15 protein-coding genes, 1 rRNA gene and 2 pseudogenes are annotated in these 15,669 nt (G+C 39.7%); 17 read left to right on the forward strand and 1 reads right to left on the reverse strand.

All coding sequences use genetic code 11. From position 1 onward, the window contains the following. Positions 1-249: 249 nt before the first annotated feature. The 16 genes and pseudogenes from A3I7_RS14365 to A3I7_RS0108435 form a co-directional block, all read left to right on the forward strand. Positions 250-639, forward strand: a pseudogene (locus A3I7_RS14365) (TipC family immunity protein); the annotation flags it as partial. Between the two features lie 4 nt (positions 640-643). After that, the gene (locus A3I7_RS14585) at positions 644-838 is read left to right on the forward strand and encodes a TipC family immunity protein (protein WP_018376336.1); all 195 of its coding nucleotides are present in this window, start codon (positions 644-646) and stop codon (positions 836-838) included. Between the two features lie 305 nt (positions 839-1,143). Beyond that, complete coding sequence (locus A3I7_RS0108365) at positions 1,144-1,920, forward strand: TatD family hydrolase (RefSeq protein ID WP_018376337.1); 777 nt, start codon at positions 1,144-1,146, stop codon at positions 1,918-1,920. Between the two features lie 184 nt (positions 1,921-2,104). Next, a complete protein-coding gene (gene rnmV, locus A3I7_RS0108370; RefSeq protein ID WP_018376338.1) occupies positions 2,105-2,677 on the forward strand; it encodes a ribonuclease M5 in 573 nt (190 codons plus the stop codon). Positions 2,678-2,691: 14 nt separating this feature from the next. After that, positions 2,692-2,997, forward strand: coding sequence for a hypothetical protein (locus A3I7_RS12735; protein WP_018376339.1), 306 nt, complete (start codon positions 2,692-2,694; stop codon positions 2,995-2,997). Positions 2,998-3,013: 16 nt separating this feature from the next. Beyond that, positions 3,014-3,535 (forward strand): methyltransferase family protein, encoded by a 522-nt coding sequence (locus A3I7_RS0108385; protein WP_018376340.1) that lies wholly within the window; start codon positions 3,014-3,016, stop codon positions 3,533-3,535. A 44-nt stretch (positions 3,536-3,579) separates the two neighbouring features. Beyond that, positions 3,580-4,104, forward strand: coding sequence for a DUF1697 domain-containing protein (locus A3I7_RS0108390; protein WP_018376341.1), 525 nt, complete (start codon positions 3,580-3,582; stop codon positions 4,102-4,104). 17 nt (positions 4,105-4,121) lie between these two features. Continuing rightward, positions 4,122-5,504 carry an SseB family protein gene (locus A3I7_RS0108395; protein ID WP_018376342.1) on the forward strand — a complete coding sequence of 461 codons (1,383 nt, stop codon included), beginning with the start codon at positions 4,122-4,124 and terminating at the stop codon, positions 5,502-5,504. Between the two features lie 13 nt (positions 5,505-5,517). After that, on the forward strand, positions 5,518-5,862 hold the full coding sequence (locus A3I7_RS0108400; RefSeq protein ID WP_026217194.1) for a hypothetical protein: 345 nt from the start codon (positions 5,518-5,520) through the stop codon (positions 5,860-5,862). Next, the gene (rsmA, locus tag A3I7_RS0108405) at positions 5,859-6,734 is read left to right on the forward strand and encodes a 16S rRNA (adenine(1518)-N(6)/adenine(1519)-N(6))-dimethyltransferase RsmA (RefSeq protein WP_018376344.1); all 876 of its coding nucleotides are present in this window, start codon (positions 5,859-5,861) and stop codon (positions 6,732-6,734) included. The genes A3I7_RS0108400 and rsmA overlap by 4 nt, the downstream gene beginning before the upstream one ends. Before the next feature lie 308 nt (positions 6,735-7,042). Beyond that, positions 7,043-7,993 carry a 16S rRNA (cytosine(1402)-N(4))-methyltransferase RsmH gene (rsmH, locus tag A3I7_RS0108410; protein ID WP_211207763.1) on the forward strand — a complete coding sequence of 317 codons (951 nt, stop codon included), beginning with the start codon at positions 7,043-7,045 and terminating at the stop codon, positions 7,991-7,993. A gap of 2 nt (positions 7,994-7,995) precedes the next feature. Beyond that, positions 7,996-8,319: a cell division protein FtsL gene (gene ftsL / locus A3I7_RS0108415; protein WP_018376346.1), complete on the forward strand. Its 324-nt coding sequence runs from the start codon at positions 7,996-7,998 to the stop codon at positions 8,317-8,319. A gap of 15 nt (positions 8,320-8,334) precedes the next feature. Further along, positions 8,335-10,590: a penicillin-binding protein PBP2X gene (pbp2x, locus tag A3I7_RS0108420; RefSeq protein WP_026217196.1), complete on the forward strand. Its 2,256-nt coding sequence runs from the start codon at positions 8,335-8,337 to the stop codon at positions 10,588-10,590. A 1-nt stretch (position 10,591) separates the two neighbouring features. Then, entirely contained in the window at positions 10,592-11,596 is a 1,005-nt protein-coding gene (mraY, locus tag A3I7_RS0108425) for a phospho-N-acetylmuramoyl-pentapeptide-transferase (protein ID WP_018376348.1), read from the forward strand. A gap of 342 nt (positions 11,597-11,938) precedes the next feature. Beyond that, the gene (locus A3I7_RS0108430) at positions 11,939-13,285 is read left to right on the forward strand and encodes a DEAD/DEAH box helicase (RefSeq protein ID WP_018376349.1); all 1,347 of its coding nucleotides are present in this window, start codon (positions 11,939-11,941) and stop codon (positions 13,283-13,285) included. 137 nt (positions 13,286-13,422) lie between these two features. Further along, positions 13,423-14,229, forward strand: coding sequence for a transporter substrate-binding domain-containing protein (locus A3I7_RS0108435; RefSeq protein WP_026217197.1), 807 nt, complete (start codon positions 13,423-13,425; stop codon positions 14,227-14,229). A gap of 641 nt (positions 14,230-14,870) precedes the next feature. Here A3I7_RS0108435 and A3I7_RS13725 read toward each other — a convergent pair. After that, positions 14,871-15,273 (reverse strand): annotated as a pseudogene (locus A3I7_RS13725) (helix-turn-helix domain-containing protein); the annotation flags it as partial. A 329-nt stretch (positions 15,274-15,602) separates the two neighbouring features. On the opposite strand from A3I7_RS13725, the gene A3I7_RS0108440 reads away from it, so the two are divergent. Beyond that, positions 15,603-15,669 (forward strand): 16S ribosomal RNA (locus A3I7_RS0108440); the annotation flags it as partial.

The following is a 15,669-nucleotide window of genomic DNA, read 5'->3' on the forward strand; positions in this document are numbered from 1 at the left end:
GTCTCATTCGGACAATGTATTACCTCATTATGCATAACAAACTTTACGATTACGCTTCAACCCAAAATCGGTAAAACTGTTTATGCTCTATCATTGTAACACCTTATTTCAAAAAATACTAGATAAGGTGTCATTTTGTCATGCCCTTTTATAGCTAAATTAGTGACAAAAATAAGGTAGCAGCCTCAAAATAGTTACTGTTATGCTTTATTTTTTTGCTTAAAGCCTTGATAGACTTGACAAATGGTAGAAAAAAGTATTCAGGGTACTTACCATAATGTTTCTATAGACTTTAACTTTAAGAAAAAGTATGAAACATTGCTGATTTCTTTTGAAACAAGGGTAAGTTCCAATGCAAATATATGGATTTTGAGTAAATACAATTCAAGATCAAAAGTGCTTACTAAAACTGTTCAAATTATTTTAGAGAACGGTAATCATGATAAGTACATTGACAACGAATCAGAAGTGAAGTCTTATTTGAAAAAATATGGTATCACAACAAAAGACTTGGACGGGTATTATGACAAAATCGTCAATCAAAAAGTTCTGAAAGACTGGTGTTCGATTTACGACAGCAAGTTTTCCCCAGAAGACTACGGAGATATGACCGTTAAAACCCAGTGGGAAAATTGGTAATCGTATGAAAAAGAAAATGATTAGTTTAGCTATCTTATGTGTGCTCGCTTTGTCAGCTGGAGTTTATTACTATATTCATCAACCTAAAAATATTTTTGATGAAATCTATCAGGAGACGCAAAATAGTGACAAAGTTAAATTAAAGATTGTTGCTAACTTATCAGAACGTGATATTGATAGATTGAAAATTTTCATCTAAGACATAAATATTTATAGCGATGATACTGTTGTGTATAGTTGCTATTTTTAACTTATTTAGCTACGGGAAAATTGCGGCAGAATTATTTCATTTGACAAATCAAGAAAAAGTTTTAATTGGAAAACACCTTATGAGATATTTTTTGGCAAGTTATGCATTTAAGTTGACAATTTAGGAAATCTAACCCCAAATTAAGGCAGCTCAAACGTTAGATGAAAAATCTGGCGGATGAGGTGTTTTTCTGATGATAAGAGTTACTTTGAATGTGGTATAATAAATAAGAAATTGAGAAAGATACATAAACGATGCTACAAATTTTTGATACACATACTCACTTGAACATTGATGATTTTGCTGGTCGCGAAGATGAGGAGTTGGCACTTGCCAAGGAACTTGGTGTGACCCGCCATAACATCGTTGGTTTTGACACTCCAACAATTCAACGTGCCCTTGAATTGACAGAGACTTATCCAGAACTTTACGCGACCATTGGTTGGCACCCGACAGAGGCTGGTTCCTACACGCAGGAAGTAGAGGATATGATTGTCAGCCACCTGCATGATTCAAAGGTTATTGCCTTGGGAGAGATTGGTTTAGATTATCACTGGATGGAAGACCCTAAGGAAGTGCAGATTGAGGTTTTCAAGCGCCAGATTCAACTGTCCAAAGACCATGACCTTCCTTTTGTCGTCCACACCCGCGATGCTCTTGAAGACACCTACCAAGTCATCAAAGAGGCTGGCGTTGGTCCTCGTGGCGGTATTATGCACTCGTATTCAGGCTCCTTGGAAATGGCGGAGCGTTTTATTGATTTGGGCATGACCATCTCATTTTCTGGTGTGGTCACCTTTAAAAAGGCTCTTGATGTTCAAGAAGCAGCGCAGCGTTTGCCACTAGACAAGATTTTAGTGGAAACCGATGCCCCATATCTTGCTCCTGTCCCCAAACGTGGGAGTGAAAACCGAACTGCCTATACACGCTACGTTGTTGATAAAATCGCAGAACTCCGTGGCTTGACAACGGAAGAAATCGCCCAAGCGACTTATGATAATGCTCTGCGAGTGTTTCAACTGAAACATTAGAAGCCAACCTATGGTCGCTTAGTTCGATAGTTTCTGCAGTGATATATGGTCGCTTCACTGATTAACATGAGGAATCGGTATTATTCCTCATACCAATCTAGTGTCAAACGTAGCTAATAACCATGGCATTGGCATTTCGTTTTGCCGTCCTTATCCTCTAGGGAGGCTATCAAAAAATAAAATTATGACAAAAAAAATTAAAATACAAGAAATCCTTGTTGTTGAAGGTAAGGATGACACCGCTAATCTACGTCGTTTCTACGACGTAGACACCTATGAAACCAGGGGCTCCGCGATCAACAACGACGACTTGGAGCGCATCGAGAAACTCCATGACCTGCGTGGCGTCATTGTCTTTACTGACCCAGACTACAATGGGGAGCGGATTCGGAAAATCATTATGCAGGCCATTCCCACGGTCAAGCACGCCTTTCTCAATCGTGACGAAGCTACACCCAAGTCTAAAACGAAAGGTCGCTCTCTGGGCGTTGAGCATGCAAGCTTTGCTGATTTACAAAAAGCTCTATCTGGAGTGCTGAGCAGCTATGACGACGAAAATCATTTTGACATCAGCCAGAAAGACTTAATCCGTCTCGGTCTCCTCATGGGGGTAGACAGCCGCAAGCGCCGTGAATATCTGGGAGAAAAGCTCCGCATCGGCTATAGCAATGGCAAACAGTTGCTGAAACGCTTGGAACTGTTTGGAATTAGTTTGGCTGAGGTGGAAGAAGTGATGGCGAATTATCAAGAAAGTTAAAAATAGGAGGAAAAATGGCTACAATCAAATTAGAAAGAGGTACAAAAGGTGCCAATATGTTTCGAAAATTTAAAGTTTTCATTGATAACGAATACGTTGGAAAAATTAAGCGAGGACAGGAATTAGAATTTCAGGTATCAGAGGGTCAACACGAAGTTTATTGCAAAATTGACTGGGAACAGAGTAACGTGCTGACAGTTGATATACCGGATGCAGGTGTTGACCTACTAGTAAATTCAAAAGGAGCGGTCGAATCCGCCTTTAGAAGCCTGATTCCTACTGATGGCAGAGATAAGTACCTTGTACTTATTCAACGATAACTTAGGAGGAAATCCTATGCCAGCTTTTTACCTACTCGTTCCGTTCCTGCTTATCCGATTTATTTTTCTCTCACTCTTGGATAAGAAGGCAACGGGGCGGGCAGCCCATTTTGCTCCGATGCAAGGGAAAGAAATAATAGCCTACTATCTTTATCAATTATCCACCCTGATGCTCCTAATTGTTCCTTTCTTTCTAAAAGTCAATCTTTATTTCTCTGCTTTTTTCTATTTAGGATTAGGAGTCTATCTCTTTGGCAGTGTCCTTCTCATTTTGGTTATGAAAGATTTTGCCAAGCCCGATGAGGAGGGGCTGAATACGAAAGGGGTTTATGCTTCGTCTCGTCACCCAATGTATCTTGCTTATTTTGTTTTCTTTTTTGGTATGGTGATGCTGACTCGGTCGTTACTACTGCTCGTTGTCCTAGCTATTTTTCAACTGTCAGCTCACTTTATCATACTGGCGGAGGAAAGAGAGTGTCTCATAAAATTTGGCGCTGCTTATCATGAGTACCAAAAACATGTTAGGATGTACCTGTGACGTTTATTTCTACAAATCAGACAGTCCTATATGGAGAATTTAAAATGAAGAAAATTGCCCTCCTTCGAGGAGTTACACCCGTAGGAAAAAATAAAATTCCTAAGATGTCTTATCTGGTGAAAATCTTGACAGAAGCTGGGCTGGCTTCTGTTCAAACCTATATTCAGAGTGGCAATGTTATTTGTGAAACAGACTTGTCAGATGAACAACTTAGTCAGTTGATCCATCAAACCGTTAAAGAAAAAATTGGTGCAGAATTAGCTGTTATCATCACAAACCAGTCAGAGTTGACACAGGCTGTTTTGGAAAATCCTTTTGATGAAAATTATGATAGTTCTCGCATTCATTTGGTTTTTACGAATGATGAGGCGGACACAGGGAAGTTAGCTGAGCTACTAAAACAAGACTTTGGTGATGAGGAGTTACATCTGGGAAGTCAATGTTTATACATGTATCTCCCAAGAGATGCCCGAAAGAAAAAATTAAATACCAATTATTTAGAAAAACAGATGGGTATTACAGCTACTATGAGAAAATTAAGTGTTGTTTCACGATTGAGTGAGATGTAAGATTTGGAGGAAGAAAGATGGGGCTACTTGATTTTTGGAAGAAAAAAGAGAAAAATGAATTTACCAGTGCTTGTTTAGGAGTGATGGAACTATTTCCTCTCAAAAAAACGGACCAATTCCTCATCATTGGTCACTTGAAGGGCAAGATTGAAGTCGGTACCAGTTTGCAGCTTTGCAATCCGGATGAAGGTTTTGATTCTCTTGGGGAGTTGGTTGTTGAAAAATTGAGTAATGGTAATCATGATGTTTTATCGCTCATTGATGAGCCATTGGCTCATGTTATCGTCGCTTCCTCAGAACTGTTAACTTCTCTAAAAAAGGGGAGTGTCCTCCATACAAGAGATATAGATGAAGGTCAGCGCCTATCTAGCTATACAGATGCTTTGTATAGAGCTTTTATAAAAGTGCAGGCTGGGGATATGAGTAATGAGGACTATCTGCGAGTAAGTCTGGACGATAGCATTGAAATTTTACGCTTGTTTTTGTGGGAGTGTCATCAGCGTCAAGAAGAGGAAAGTGAGGAAGACTACCAGAGTAACCTTCGTAAGATTGCCCATCTTCAAGAAGTAGTAAGAGATAAGCTTTTGGATGCGAAATCTATTTATGTGATTTATTCGCAACTGACTGGAGAACCCCATATGTTTTCAGAAACCTTGGATGGGGGAGAAGCTGGCTACCTTTGTACAGATCCACTAATCCATGTTTTGACCCGTCGTTGGTATACACATTTTAAAGAAACAGTTGACCAACAACCAAATATAGAGGTGAGATTGATTGAAAATGGCGAAAATAGAGAAGGCATTAAAAACTTTCTAGGGTCTAGCTTTTACCTAAATGGAGCGCTGGGGGTTATTCTCAATTCTGAAGATACATGTATTAAGGCTCAAAACTTGGTTGCGAAACCTGATTTCTCTGATTTACCTGAGATACAAACTCCTGTCACAAATCCAGATGTTGTACGCTGGTTGCTGTTGATGGGGCAGATGGGTAAACCTGCTACAAAAAGCGGAGAATTGGTGTATCAGCTGTATTATGGATTTTTATCAAGAGAAATACCTAAGGCAACATTTCTTGTTCCGATGCAGCCTGATAAGAATTTCCCAGAAACAAATGACGAAGCAAGGGAAGTTGTTGTAAAACAAGAAGCTAGCTTTAAGCTCCCGACTAGAAAAGGCAAAGAGAATCGAAACGCCATATCAATTTTTACAGATTGGAAGCGCCTGAGGATGGTTTTTGGTGACGAATGGAGCGGCATGATTGAACCTGCAGGTGGGATGATTTCAATTTTTGACTACATCATTAACGGAACTCAATACCCTGAAGCTGGCTGTTATGTTAGTCAACAATCTTTTGAGGAAATGAAAAAAATTAGCGATAAGTTCAATGATAGCCACAAGTAAGGTAGAGGATGATATGAAAATACTAGTAGATAGAGATTCTGTTTGCATAGGCGATGATGTTTTACCTCATGAAATGGAATTTGATGTGGATGATACCATGACCGTTCAAGATTTTTTTGTATTTTTGGAAATGAAGAAGTATTTGCCTTCCATACAAGGAAACGATGTTGCGTGGGAACTCTGTAATGGCGGAGAAGAAATCGCCGTTTATTTTACGAAAGATCAACTCTTGACAAATTCCAGCCAGTTACTAAAGGGTATTATTGAAGAAAATAATGGAAATAATCTATTTGTTTTGTTATACCACTGTACACCAGAAGCTTATTTAGAAAGAAAAAATCAAAGAGAGAGTTTATGAGAATCGCAGACAAAAACGTTACTCGCGCCGTCCTTGAGCGTCACGGGTTTACCTTTAAGAAATCCTTCGGTCAGAACTTTTTGACCGATACCAATATTTTACAGAAGATTGTGGACACGGCAGAGATTGATCAGAATGTCAATGTCATTGAGATTGGTCCTGGGATCGGGGCTTTGACCGAGTTTTTGGCGGAGAATGCTGCCGAGGTCATGGCCTTTGAGATTGACGACCGCCTGATTCCGATTCTGGCGGACACACTGGACCGTTTTGACAATGTGACTGTGGTCAATCAGGACATTTTGAAGACCGATTTGCAAACGCAAATCCAGAACTTCAAGAATCCTGACCTGCCCATCAAGGTCGTGGCCAATCTGCCTTACTATATCACTACCCCCATCCTCATGCACCTGATTGAGAGCAAGATTCCCTTCAGCGAGTTTGTGGTCATGATGCAGCGGGAGGTGGCCGACCGCATTTCTGCCGAGCCAAACACCAAGGCTTACGGCAGCCTGTCCATTGCGGTCCAGTACTACATGACAGCCAAGGTGGCCTTCATCGTGCCTCGCACGGTCTTTGTGCCAGCGCCAAATGTGGATTCCGCGATTTTAAAGATGACACGCCTTGATAGCCCTGCGGTAGCTGTTCAGGATGAGGATTTCTTCTTCAAGGTTGCTAAAGCCAGCTTTGTTCACCGTCGTAAGACCCTCTGGAATAATCTGACCAGCCACTTTGGCAAGACAGAAGAGATAAAAATTAAGTTGGAGCAAGCTTTGCAAACTGCAGACATCAAACCTTCTATTCGTGGTGAGGCTTTGTCCATCGCAGACTTTGCCAGATTAGCAGATTCATTGAAAACAGTTGGCTTGAAATGATATAAGAACTTGTATTCACAAGTAAAGTGCTTTTATTAAGAGGTAGTTTTTCGCTAATCAAGTCAGTTTTTTGAGGGAATACTGACTGTATTTTGAGAAAAACTAACGATGAGTAGCATAAAAACTAGCTGGCCTTAGCTGGAAGTTCTGAACGGGGAATACAGGTTCTAAAGTAGGATTACTTGAGTAATTAGCTCTGCTATTTACAAATGAAAAAGAAGGAAGTGAGATGGCATCAAGTTCAGTTGCTGATTTAGGACTTCCTTTTTTCTTTTCTAAAATGTCCAAATTATGGTAAAATAAAAGTTATGACAAAAGATTTTCATCACATCACGGTGCTTCTGCATGAGACGGTTGATATGCTTGAACTTAAGCCAGATGGCGTTTATGTTGACGCTACACTTGGTGGAGCAGGACACAGTGAATACCTCCTTTCAAAATTAGGACCTAATGGTCATCTTTATGCTTTTGATCAGGATCAAAAGGCTATTGATAACGCTCAAGTGCGTTTGAAAGAATATATTGAAAAGGGCCAAGTGACCTTTATCAAGGACAATTTCAGACATTTGGCATCAAATTTGGCGGCGTGTGGCGTTACTGAAATTGATGGTATTTTGTATGATCTTGGGGTTTCAAGTCCACAGTTGGATGAGCGCGAGCGAGGTTTTTCCTACAAGCAAGACGCTCCTTTGGATATGCGAATGAACCGCGATCAAGATTTGACAGCTTATGAAGTGGTTAATACTTATCATTACAATGATCTGGTTCGTATTTTTTTCAAATACGGCGAGGATAAGTTTTCAAAACAGATTGCTCGAAAGATTGAGCAAGCTCGTCAGGTCAAACCGATTGAAACTACAACAGAGTTGGCTGAGATTATCAAGTCTGCCAAACCAGCTAAGGAACTTAAAAAAAAGGGACATCCCGCCAAACAGATCTTTCAAGCCATTCGAATTGAGGTCAATGATGAATTGGGAGCAGCAGATGAATCTATCCAACAAGCCATTGATTTGCTAGCAGTGGACGGTCGTATCTCGGTTATCACTTTTCATTCTTTGGAAGATAGACTGACCAAGCAGCTGTTTAAGGAAGCCAGTTCGGTAGAAGTGCCTAAAGGCCTGCCATTCATCCCTGATGACTTGCAGCCTAAATTGGCTTTGGTCAATCGTAAACCGATTTTGCCAAGTCAAGAAGAATTGGCTATCAATAACCGTTCTCATTCTGCTAAATTGCGCGTGGCTAGAAAAATTAGGAAATAAGTATGACAAATAATAAGCGTAATGAAGTTATTTCAAATGCACTTCAAAAACATATTCGTACCTTTACAAGAACTGAAAAAGTGTTCTATGGAACGATAATTCTGACAGCTATTGTTATGGCCATTAGTATTATTTTTCTTCAAAGTCGAAATTTACAAGTTCAGCAGCAGATTACTGAGCTAAATAGTAATATCACATCTAAGAAGAGTGAACTTGATAATGCTAAGCAAGAAGTTGGGGAATTGACACAAAAAGAGCGCGTAACAGATATTGCAAATCAAGCTGGTCTAAAGGCTGATAATGCTACGATTGCAGAAGTGGAGTAATTGCCTATGAGATGGATTAAGAGATGGGGAAATACCTTTCTGAATTACGTTGTTAAGGATAGACGTACCCCAGAAAAAAACCGTGAGCGTGTTGGACAAAACCTCATGCTTTTAGCGGTATTTTTGTTTTTCATCTTTATCATTAACTTTATTATCATCATTGGAACAGACAGTAAATTTGGTGTTTCTCTGTCTAAAGGAGCTAAAGACGTCTATCAGTCAACCGTGACCGTTCAAGCTAAACGAGGCACTATTTATGATCGTAATGGTAACCCTATTGCAGAAGACTCGACGACTTACAGTGTTTATGCCATTGTGTCTAAATCTTACAAATCTGTTTCTGGAAAAAAACTCTATGTTCAAAGTTCACAGTTTGATACGGTCGCAGAAATTTTCAAAGAACAACTCGGTATGGAAAAGAGTTATGTGCTAGAACAGCTCAAACAGAAGAATGTGTTTCAGGTAAGTTTTGGGACGAAAGGTACGGGGCTGAATTATAGTACAATGAGTGCTATTAAAGAGGCACTAGAAAAAGCTAAGATTGAAGGTGTAGCTTTCACGACTAGCCCGGGTCGGATGTATAAAAATGGAAGTTTTGCTTCACATTTTATTGGTTTTGCGCAACTTCAAGAAGATAAAAATGGTAATAATTTCCTAGTCGGTACTACTGGTATGGAGGCTAGTTTAAATGATATTTTATCTGGAACGGATGGTAAGGTCACTTACGAAAAGGATAAAAATGGCAACATTTTGCTAGGAACTGAAACGACCGTAAAACAAGCGGTCAATGGTCAGGATGTTTACACAACCTTATCTGAACCTTTGCAGACCTACCTAGAGAGCCAAATGGATGTCTTTCAGGGTGAAGCAAATGGGAAGTATGCCAGTGCGACAGTTGTTAATGCCAAAACAGGCGAAATTTTAGCGACAACTCAAAGACCAACTTACAATCCAAGCACACTTGAAGGCTATAATAAAGACAATCTTCATACATGGGACAATCCTCTTTACCAATCAGCCTATGAGCCTGGATCAACCATGAAGGTGATGACTTTAGCCTCTGCTATTGACTCTGGTGTTTTCAACCCTAATGAAGGTATCTCTACAGTGGATGGGATCACTGTCGCTGATACGACCATCAATGACTGGAACGTTAATGAAGGTCAGACTGGTGGTTACATGACTTTGGCACAAGGTTTTGCTTTTTCTAGTAATGTTGCCATGACAACGCTTGAACAAAAAATGGGTGCGGACAAATGGTTAAATTACCTTTCTTCGAAGTTTCGTTTTGGTTATCCAACTCGATTTGGTATGGGGGGGGAATCTGGAGGGATTCTCACAGGGGACAATGAAGTGACGACAGCCATGACTTCTTTTGGTCAAGGGATCAACGTTACCCAAGTGCAGATGTTTCGCGCCTTTTCAGCTATCTCGAATAACGGAAACATGTTAGAACCACAATTTATTTCAAAATTGGTGGACACTAACAATGGAACTAGTCGTGTTGCGTCAGCAGAAGTTGTAGGAAATCCTGTATCAGCAGAAGCTGCTAGTCAGACTCGTGACTATATGGTGACTGTCGGAACAGATCCACAGTTTGGTACTCTGTACTCTAAAACTTATGGTCCGATTATTCAAGTTGGTAACTACTCGGTCGCTGTTAAATCTGGTACAGCACAGATTGCAGCAGAGGACGGTAGTGGTTATATTGAGGGTGGTCAAACTAACTATATTTTCTCTGTTGTGGCTATGGTACCATCGGATGATCCTAGTTTTATTATGTATGTCACGCTTCAACAACCTGAACATTTTATGGTAACTTATTGGCAAGACGTTATCAATCCTGTTTTAGAGTATGCGATGCAAATTGAAGAAAGTTTGACAGCTCCAGTAGCTACTGATGGTGCTGGGGAAACCGCTTATAGCTTACCCAATTTAATTGGAAAAAGTCCAGGTGAAGCAGCAGTGACCTTACGTCAAAACCTTGTTCACCCGATTGTTTTGGGAACTGGAAGCAAAATTAGTAAGGTTTCTAAAAAAGCAGGAACCAACATTGCTGCTAATGAGCAAGTCCTTATCTTGACCAATAAACTCAGTGAAGTTCCTGATATGTATGGCTGGAACAAAGAGATTGTTCAACGCTTTTCAAAATGGACAGGAATTAAAATTAGTTTTAAAGGTTCTGAAACTGGAAAAGTGATCAAACAAAGTGTTGATGTTGGAACAGACATTAGCAAAGTGAAAAAAATTACAATTACTTTAGGAGACTAACATGTTTTTAAGTTTATTTGCAGGTCTGTTGGCCTTTGCGCTAACGGTGCTTGCTATGCCGCGGTTCATTCGCTTTTACCAATTGAAAAAAATTGGCGGACAGCAGATGCACGAAGACGTCAAGCAGCACTTAGCCAAAGCAGGGACACCGACAATGGGTGGCACCGTCTTTCTGATTGTTGGTTTGCTCGTTAGCTTGATTTTTAGTCTTTTTGATAAAGGGAATCATGGTCTTGGAGCAACAATTGGTATTTTATCTGTTGTTCTCATTTATGGAATCATTGGATTCTTAGATGACTTTTTGAAAATTTTCAGACAAATCAATGAAGGTTTAACACCGTGGCAGAAAATGGCTCTACAAATCCTAGGAGGATTGATTTTCTATTTTGTTCATGTGCGACCAAGCGGAACAGATGAGCTCAATGTTTTGGGATTTAATCTCCATCTAGGTGTCTTGTACATTTTCTTTGTTCTTTTTTGGGTGGTTGGTTTTTCAAATGCTGTTAATTTGACAGATGGTATTGATGGCTTGGCTTCCATCTCTGTTGCTATCAGCTTAGCAGCTTATGGCATTATCGCTTATGTTCAAAATCAATTTGATATCCTACTTATTATCTTAGTGATGATTGGCGCTTTACTTGGCTTCTTTGTTTTCAATCACAAGCCTGCCAAAGTTTTCATGGGAGATGTTGGAAGTTTGGCACTGGGTGGCCTTTTGGCAGCCATTTCGATTGCACTTCGTCAGGAATGGACACTCCTGATCATCGGTATTGTTTATGTGTTAGAAACTAGTTCAGTCATGCTTCAAGTTTCTTATTTCAAATACACCAAGAAGAAATATGGAGAAGGCCGTCGTATTTTCCGCATGACGCCATTTCATCACCATTTGGAACTTGGCGGTCTTTCAGGAAAAGATGAAAAGTGGTCAGAGTGGAAAGTTGATGCCTTCCTTTGGAGCTTGGGGGCTGTAGCTAGTCTTCTGGTCTTAGCTTTCTTATATTTATAGATGGATATAAAGCTAGCTTAAGTCAATCGTTCTGTTCACGACTTTAGTCAGTGTTTCAGTGTAGCAAGAAATTTGGTAAAGACTTCTAAGCCGAAAAAAGGGTTGATTAAGTATCAAAAACGGTCTGTATAGGGGCCGTTTTATTTTTCTTCAAAGCTTCTGCATTCCTTGAAATCAAATTCAAGTATTATTGCCTTATTTTGATAAAAACAGTTTTATTTACATACTATTATTTTGAATTTTATTGAGTTTTAGTCTTGATTCATACGAAGTGTGGATGGCTATATTTTGCGTAAATACAGGCTTTTGTGTATAATACTAAGAGAAGAAAACGAGGTAAATATGTCATTATTCAAAGATTTTAATTTTAAAGCCTATATTCAAGCGGCTTTGGATGAGCTAAACTTTATAGAACCAACAGAAGTGCAGCAAAGATTGATTCCGGTTGTTCGTTCAGGACGTGATTTAGTTGGAGAATCAAAGACTGGTTCTGGTAAAACGCACACTTTCCTCCTGCCAATTTTTGAAAAATTGGATGAGAATGGAACAGATGTACAGGCTGTTATTACGGCACCGTCACGTGAATTGGCAACACAGATTTATCAGGCGACTAAGCAAATTGCTGAAAAAGCTGAACGAGAAATCCGTGTAGTTAATTATGTAGGTGGAACTGATAAGCTACGTCAAATTGAAAAACTAAAAATTTCACAACCGCATATCGTTATTGGAACACCGGGTCGTATCTATGATTTGGTCAAGTCAGGAGATTTGGCTATTCACAAAGCACACACCTTTGTCGTGGATGAAGCAGATATGACTTTGGATATGGGCTTTCTCGATACGGTAGATAAAATTGCGGGAACTCTACCTAAAGATGTGCAAATCTTGGTCTTTTCAGCGACTATTCCTCAAAAGTTACAACCTTTTTTGAAAAAATACCTGAACAATCCTGTCATGGAAAAAATCAAGACATCAACAGTTATTGCAGACACCATTGATAATTGGTTGATTTCAACCAAAGGACGCCATAAGAATGAACAAATTTTAGAGATTACAAAAGCGCTCAATCCTTATTTGGCAATGATTTTTGTTAATACCAAGGAGAGAGCTGATGAACTCCATGCTTATTTATCAGGCAACGGTCTTAAGGTTGCAAAGATTCACGGAGGCATTGCCCCGCGTGAGCGCAAGCGTATTATGAATCAAGTGAAAAACTTGCAATTTGAATACATTGTAGCAACTGACTTGGCTGCACGTGGAATTGATATTGAAGGAGTTAGTCATGTTATCAACGATGCTATTCCTAAAGATTTATCATTCTTTGTGCACCGCGTCGGGCGTACTGGTCGTAATGGGCTATCAGGCACAGCTATTACCCTTTACCAACCAAGTGACGATTCTGACATCAGAGAACTTGAGAAGATGGGCGTAGCCTTTGTTCCTAAGGTTCTTAAGAACGGAGAGTTTCAGGAGACTTACGATCGTGATCGTCGTGCAAATCGCGAGAAATCTTATCAAAAATTGGATACTGAGATGATTGGCTTGGTTAAGAAGAAAAAGAAAAAAATTAAACCGGGCTACAAGAAAAAGATCCAGTGGAAAGTTGATGAGAAACGTCGTAAAGAGCGTCGTGCCGAAGCGCGTGCCAAGGGGCGCGCCGAACGCAAGGCTAAAAAACAGACGTTCTAGTCTAGTTGAACTATCACATTTTGGTGATAGTTTTTTCTTATAGTCTCGATAAGAAATTAGTATTAGGCAAGTAATCATTTTCTTGGTAAACTAGTGTCATTGCTATCGACTATATTGGAGGTTTGATAATGACAAACATAAGAAAAGTTTTATTGATTTTGGTAGTCTTTGGATTGAGTGTTGTTTGGGGTGCTGTGGCAAAGGCTGAAAGTAAAGCCGTGATAAATGTAGCAACAGACTCTGATACAGCTCCTTTTACTTACAAAAAGAAAGATAAGTTTACGGGCTACGACATTGATGTGGTTAAAGCTATCTTCAAAAATTCTGATTACAAAGTGAGCTTCCATACGATTCCGTTTGATTCTATTCTAACAGGGCTTGATGCTGGTAAGTATCAATTAGCAGCCAATGATTTTAATTATAATGATGAGCGTGCTGTGAAATATCTCTTCTCTGATCCTATTTCCAAATCAAATTATGCCATCACAAGTGCCAAGGGCACCAAATACACCAGTCTGGATGATTTATCTGGAAAATCTACACAGGTGCTTTCAGGTTCCAACTATGCTCAAATTCTTGAAAATTGGAATAAGGCCAATTCAGATAAAAAGCCAATACAAATCAATTATGTTTCCAGAACGACAGGTATTACCAGCCGTCTGCAAAACATCGAGAATAAGAAAATCGATTTTATATTGTATGATGCCATTTCTTCAAAGCATATTGTTGAGGATCAAGGCCTTGATTTGACGGTCAATAATGTTAAAGATACTTTAGGTTCTGAGACAGATGGTCTAGAGTACCTGCTTTTCTCGAAAGATGATGAAGGAGCGAAACTTCAATCCTTCGTCAATAAACGCATTGTTGAATTGAAGAAAGATGGCACTTTGGCCAAGCTGAGTAAGAAGTACTTTGGCGGCGACTATGTGTCTTCAATCAAGTAAGGTAATCAGATGATGGGGTATGGTATGCCAAAATAAAAATAGACGGCATGATTGAAGTGCACCCCAAAAGTTAGACACGAAATCTAACGATTGGGGGGCTTTTAAATGAAATTAAGTTACGAAGCTCAACTCAAAATATATGAGTTGAGAAGATCTGGAATGTCTTGGTCACAACTTGAACAAAAATAAAGTTCTGATTGACGAGTAATCACAAGGTCAATTTGCAGTAGACTATGCTTTACCAAGTTGTAGTATGCTCTCCAGTTGGATAGTGCAATATAAGAAAAGTGGGTATACTATTCTTGAGTAACTAAGAGGAAGGATGCCGAAAATGGGGCGTAAGCTAAAGAAAACCTTGGAGGAGAAGAGCGCCTTCAAAAAGAAGTGGTAGGGCGGAGAAGGCTGTGCTAAAAAAGTTGAGAGATTACCGTTTGAGGCACGATGCAAAACTCAAAAAGCCCCAGTTGTCAAGTCGAGTGAACAAATTATTCATCTGACCAAGTCAATAGTTCCTATGCTATGAGCAAAATAAACCTCTCCCCCTCTCGGGTCTGACAAGCTACTGAATTCAGAACTGTCGTCAGCCGTAATGGAGACAATAGGGGAAACAGAAGTTCTTTGATCGCAGCGTTAATAGTCTCTGCTTGCTTCTTCTTAGTTTTCACTTTGCGAGGATAAAGTATGTCAGCCTCGGGTAGACCTAGATGCCCATCGTGAATTCAGTAATAGATGGTTGAAATAGAGACGTTAATACCTTTTGCCTTGACCATCATTTCAGGAGAGTATTTCTGTTTGATGTAGTTTTAGTTTCTTGGTTAAGGAAACCTGCTTAATAGAGCGTTTACGGTTAGTCTCATAGTCTTCCTGTGCAAAGTCGGCTGAGTAACTGACTTCAAACCTTCCTTTACGAACCTGCTGTCTAACTTGTCCCCGCTTGACTTCGTTGTTAATGGTTTGAGAAGCTTTGGCTAATCTTCTGGCAATTTCACGATTGAAGAGGCCTTCTTTGATCCAACGTTCAATGGTTGTACGATCTGCTAGTATTAAATTGTATAATAGTCTTGCCTCTCAGAGTCCTTCTAATTTGTTATTGTGGTGATTACAATTATATCTCTCTGAGATGTTTTTTTATACCCTAAGTGGCTAACTTCATTTTAGAAGTTTCCTTCACAAACAGGAAGTCAATACGGAAGAAAAAAAGGTAAAAAAAGTAGTTGACAAGTTAGAAAAGGTTTGATAGAATAAAGAAGTTGTCTCGAGAGAGGCGAAGACCTTTGAGAACTGAACAAGAAGACGAACCAAACGTGCGGGTTACGGAAGTAACCTGTCAAGAAACAATAAGTCAGCAATGACGCGAGCGCAAGCTCAAACTTTTAAATGAGAGTTTGATCCTGGCTCAGGACGAACGCTGGCGGCGTGCCTAATACATGCAAGTGGAAC

Source organism: Streptococcus orisratti DSM 15617 (assembly GCF_000380105.1).
Lineage (GTDB): Bacteria > Bacillota > Bacilli > Lactobacillales > Streptococcaceae > Streptococcus > Streptococcus orisratti.

What these genes read in the sequence shown, in the direction of transcription:
- A3I7_RS0108400 (WP_026217194.1), top strand. Translation starts at nt 5,518, where the DNA reads ATGAAAATACTAGTAGATAGAGATTCTGTTTGCATAGGCGATGATGTT.
- ftsL (WP_018376346.1), top strand. Translation starts at nt 7,996, where the DNA reads ATGACAAATAATAAGCGTAATGAAGTTATTTCAAATGCACTTCAAAAA.
- A3I7_RS12735 (WP_018376339.1), top strand. Translation starts at nt 2,692, where the DNA reads ATGGCTACAATCAAATTAGAAAGAGGTACAAAAGGTGCCAATATGTTT.
- rnmV (WP_018376338.1), top strand. Translation starts at nt 2,105, where the DNA reads ATGACAAAAAAAATTAAAATACAAGAAATCCTTGTTGTTGAAGGTAAG.
- A3I7_RS0108395 (WP_018376342.1), top strand. Translation starts at nt 4,122, where the DNA reads ATGGGGCTACTTGATTTTTGGAAGAAAAAAGAGAAAAATGAATTTACC.
- rsmA (WP_018376344.1), top strand. Translation starts at nt 5,859, where the DNA reads ATGAGAATCGCAGACAAAAACGTTACTCGCGCCGTCCTTGAGCGTCAC.
- rsmH (WP_211207763.1), top strand. Translation starts at nt 7,043, where the DNA reads ATGACAAAAGATTTTCATCACATCACGGTGCTTCTGCATGAGACGGTT.
- A3I7_RS0108390 (WP_018376341.1), top strand. Translation starts at nt 3,580, where the DNA reads ATGAAGAAAATTGCCCTCCTTCGAGGAGTTACACCCGTAGGAAAAAAT.
- A3I7_RS0108430 (WP_018376349.1), top strand. Translation starts at nt 11,939, where the DNA reads ATGTCATTATTCAAAGATTTTAATTTTAAAGCCTATATTCAAGCGGCT.
- A3I7_RS0108365 (WP_018376337.1), top strand. Translation starts at nt 1,144, where the DNA reads ATGCTACAAATTTTTGATACACATACTCACTTGAACATTGATGATTTT.
- A3I7_RS14585 (WP_018376336.1), top strand. Translation starts at nt 644, where the DNA reads ATGAAAAAGAAAATGATTAGTTTAGCTATCTTATGTGTGCTCGCTTTG.
- mraY (WP_018376348.1), top strand. Translation starts at nt 10,592, where the DNA reads ATGTTTTTAAGTTTATTTGCAGGTCTGTTGGCCTTTGCGCTAACGGTG.
- A3I7_RS0108385 (WP_018376340.1), top strand. Translation starts at nt 3,014, where the DNA reads ATGCCAGCTTTTTACCTACTCGTTCCGTTCCTGCTTATCCGATTTATT.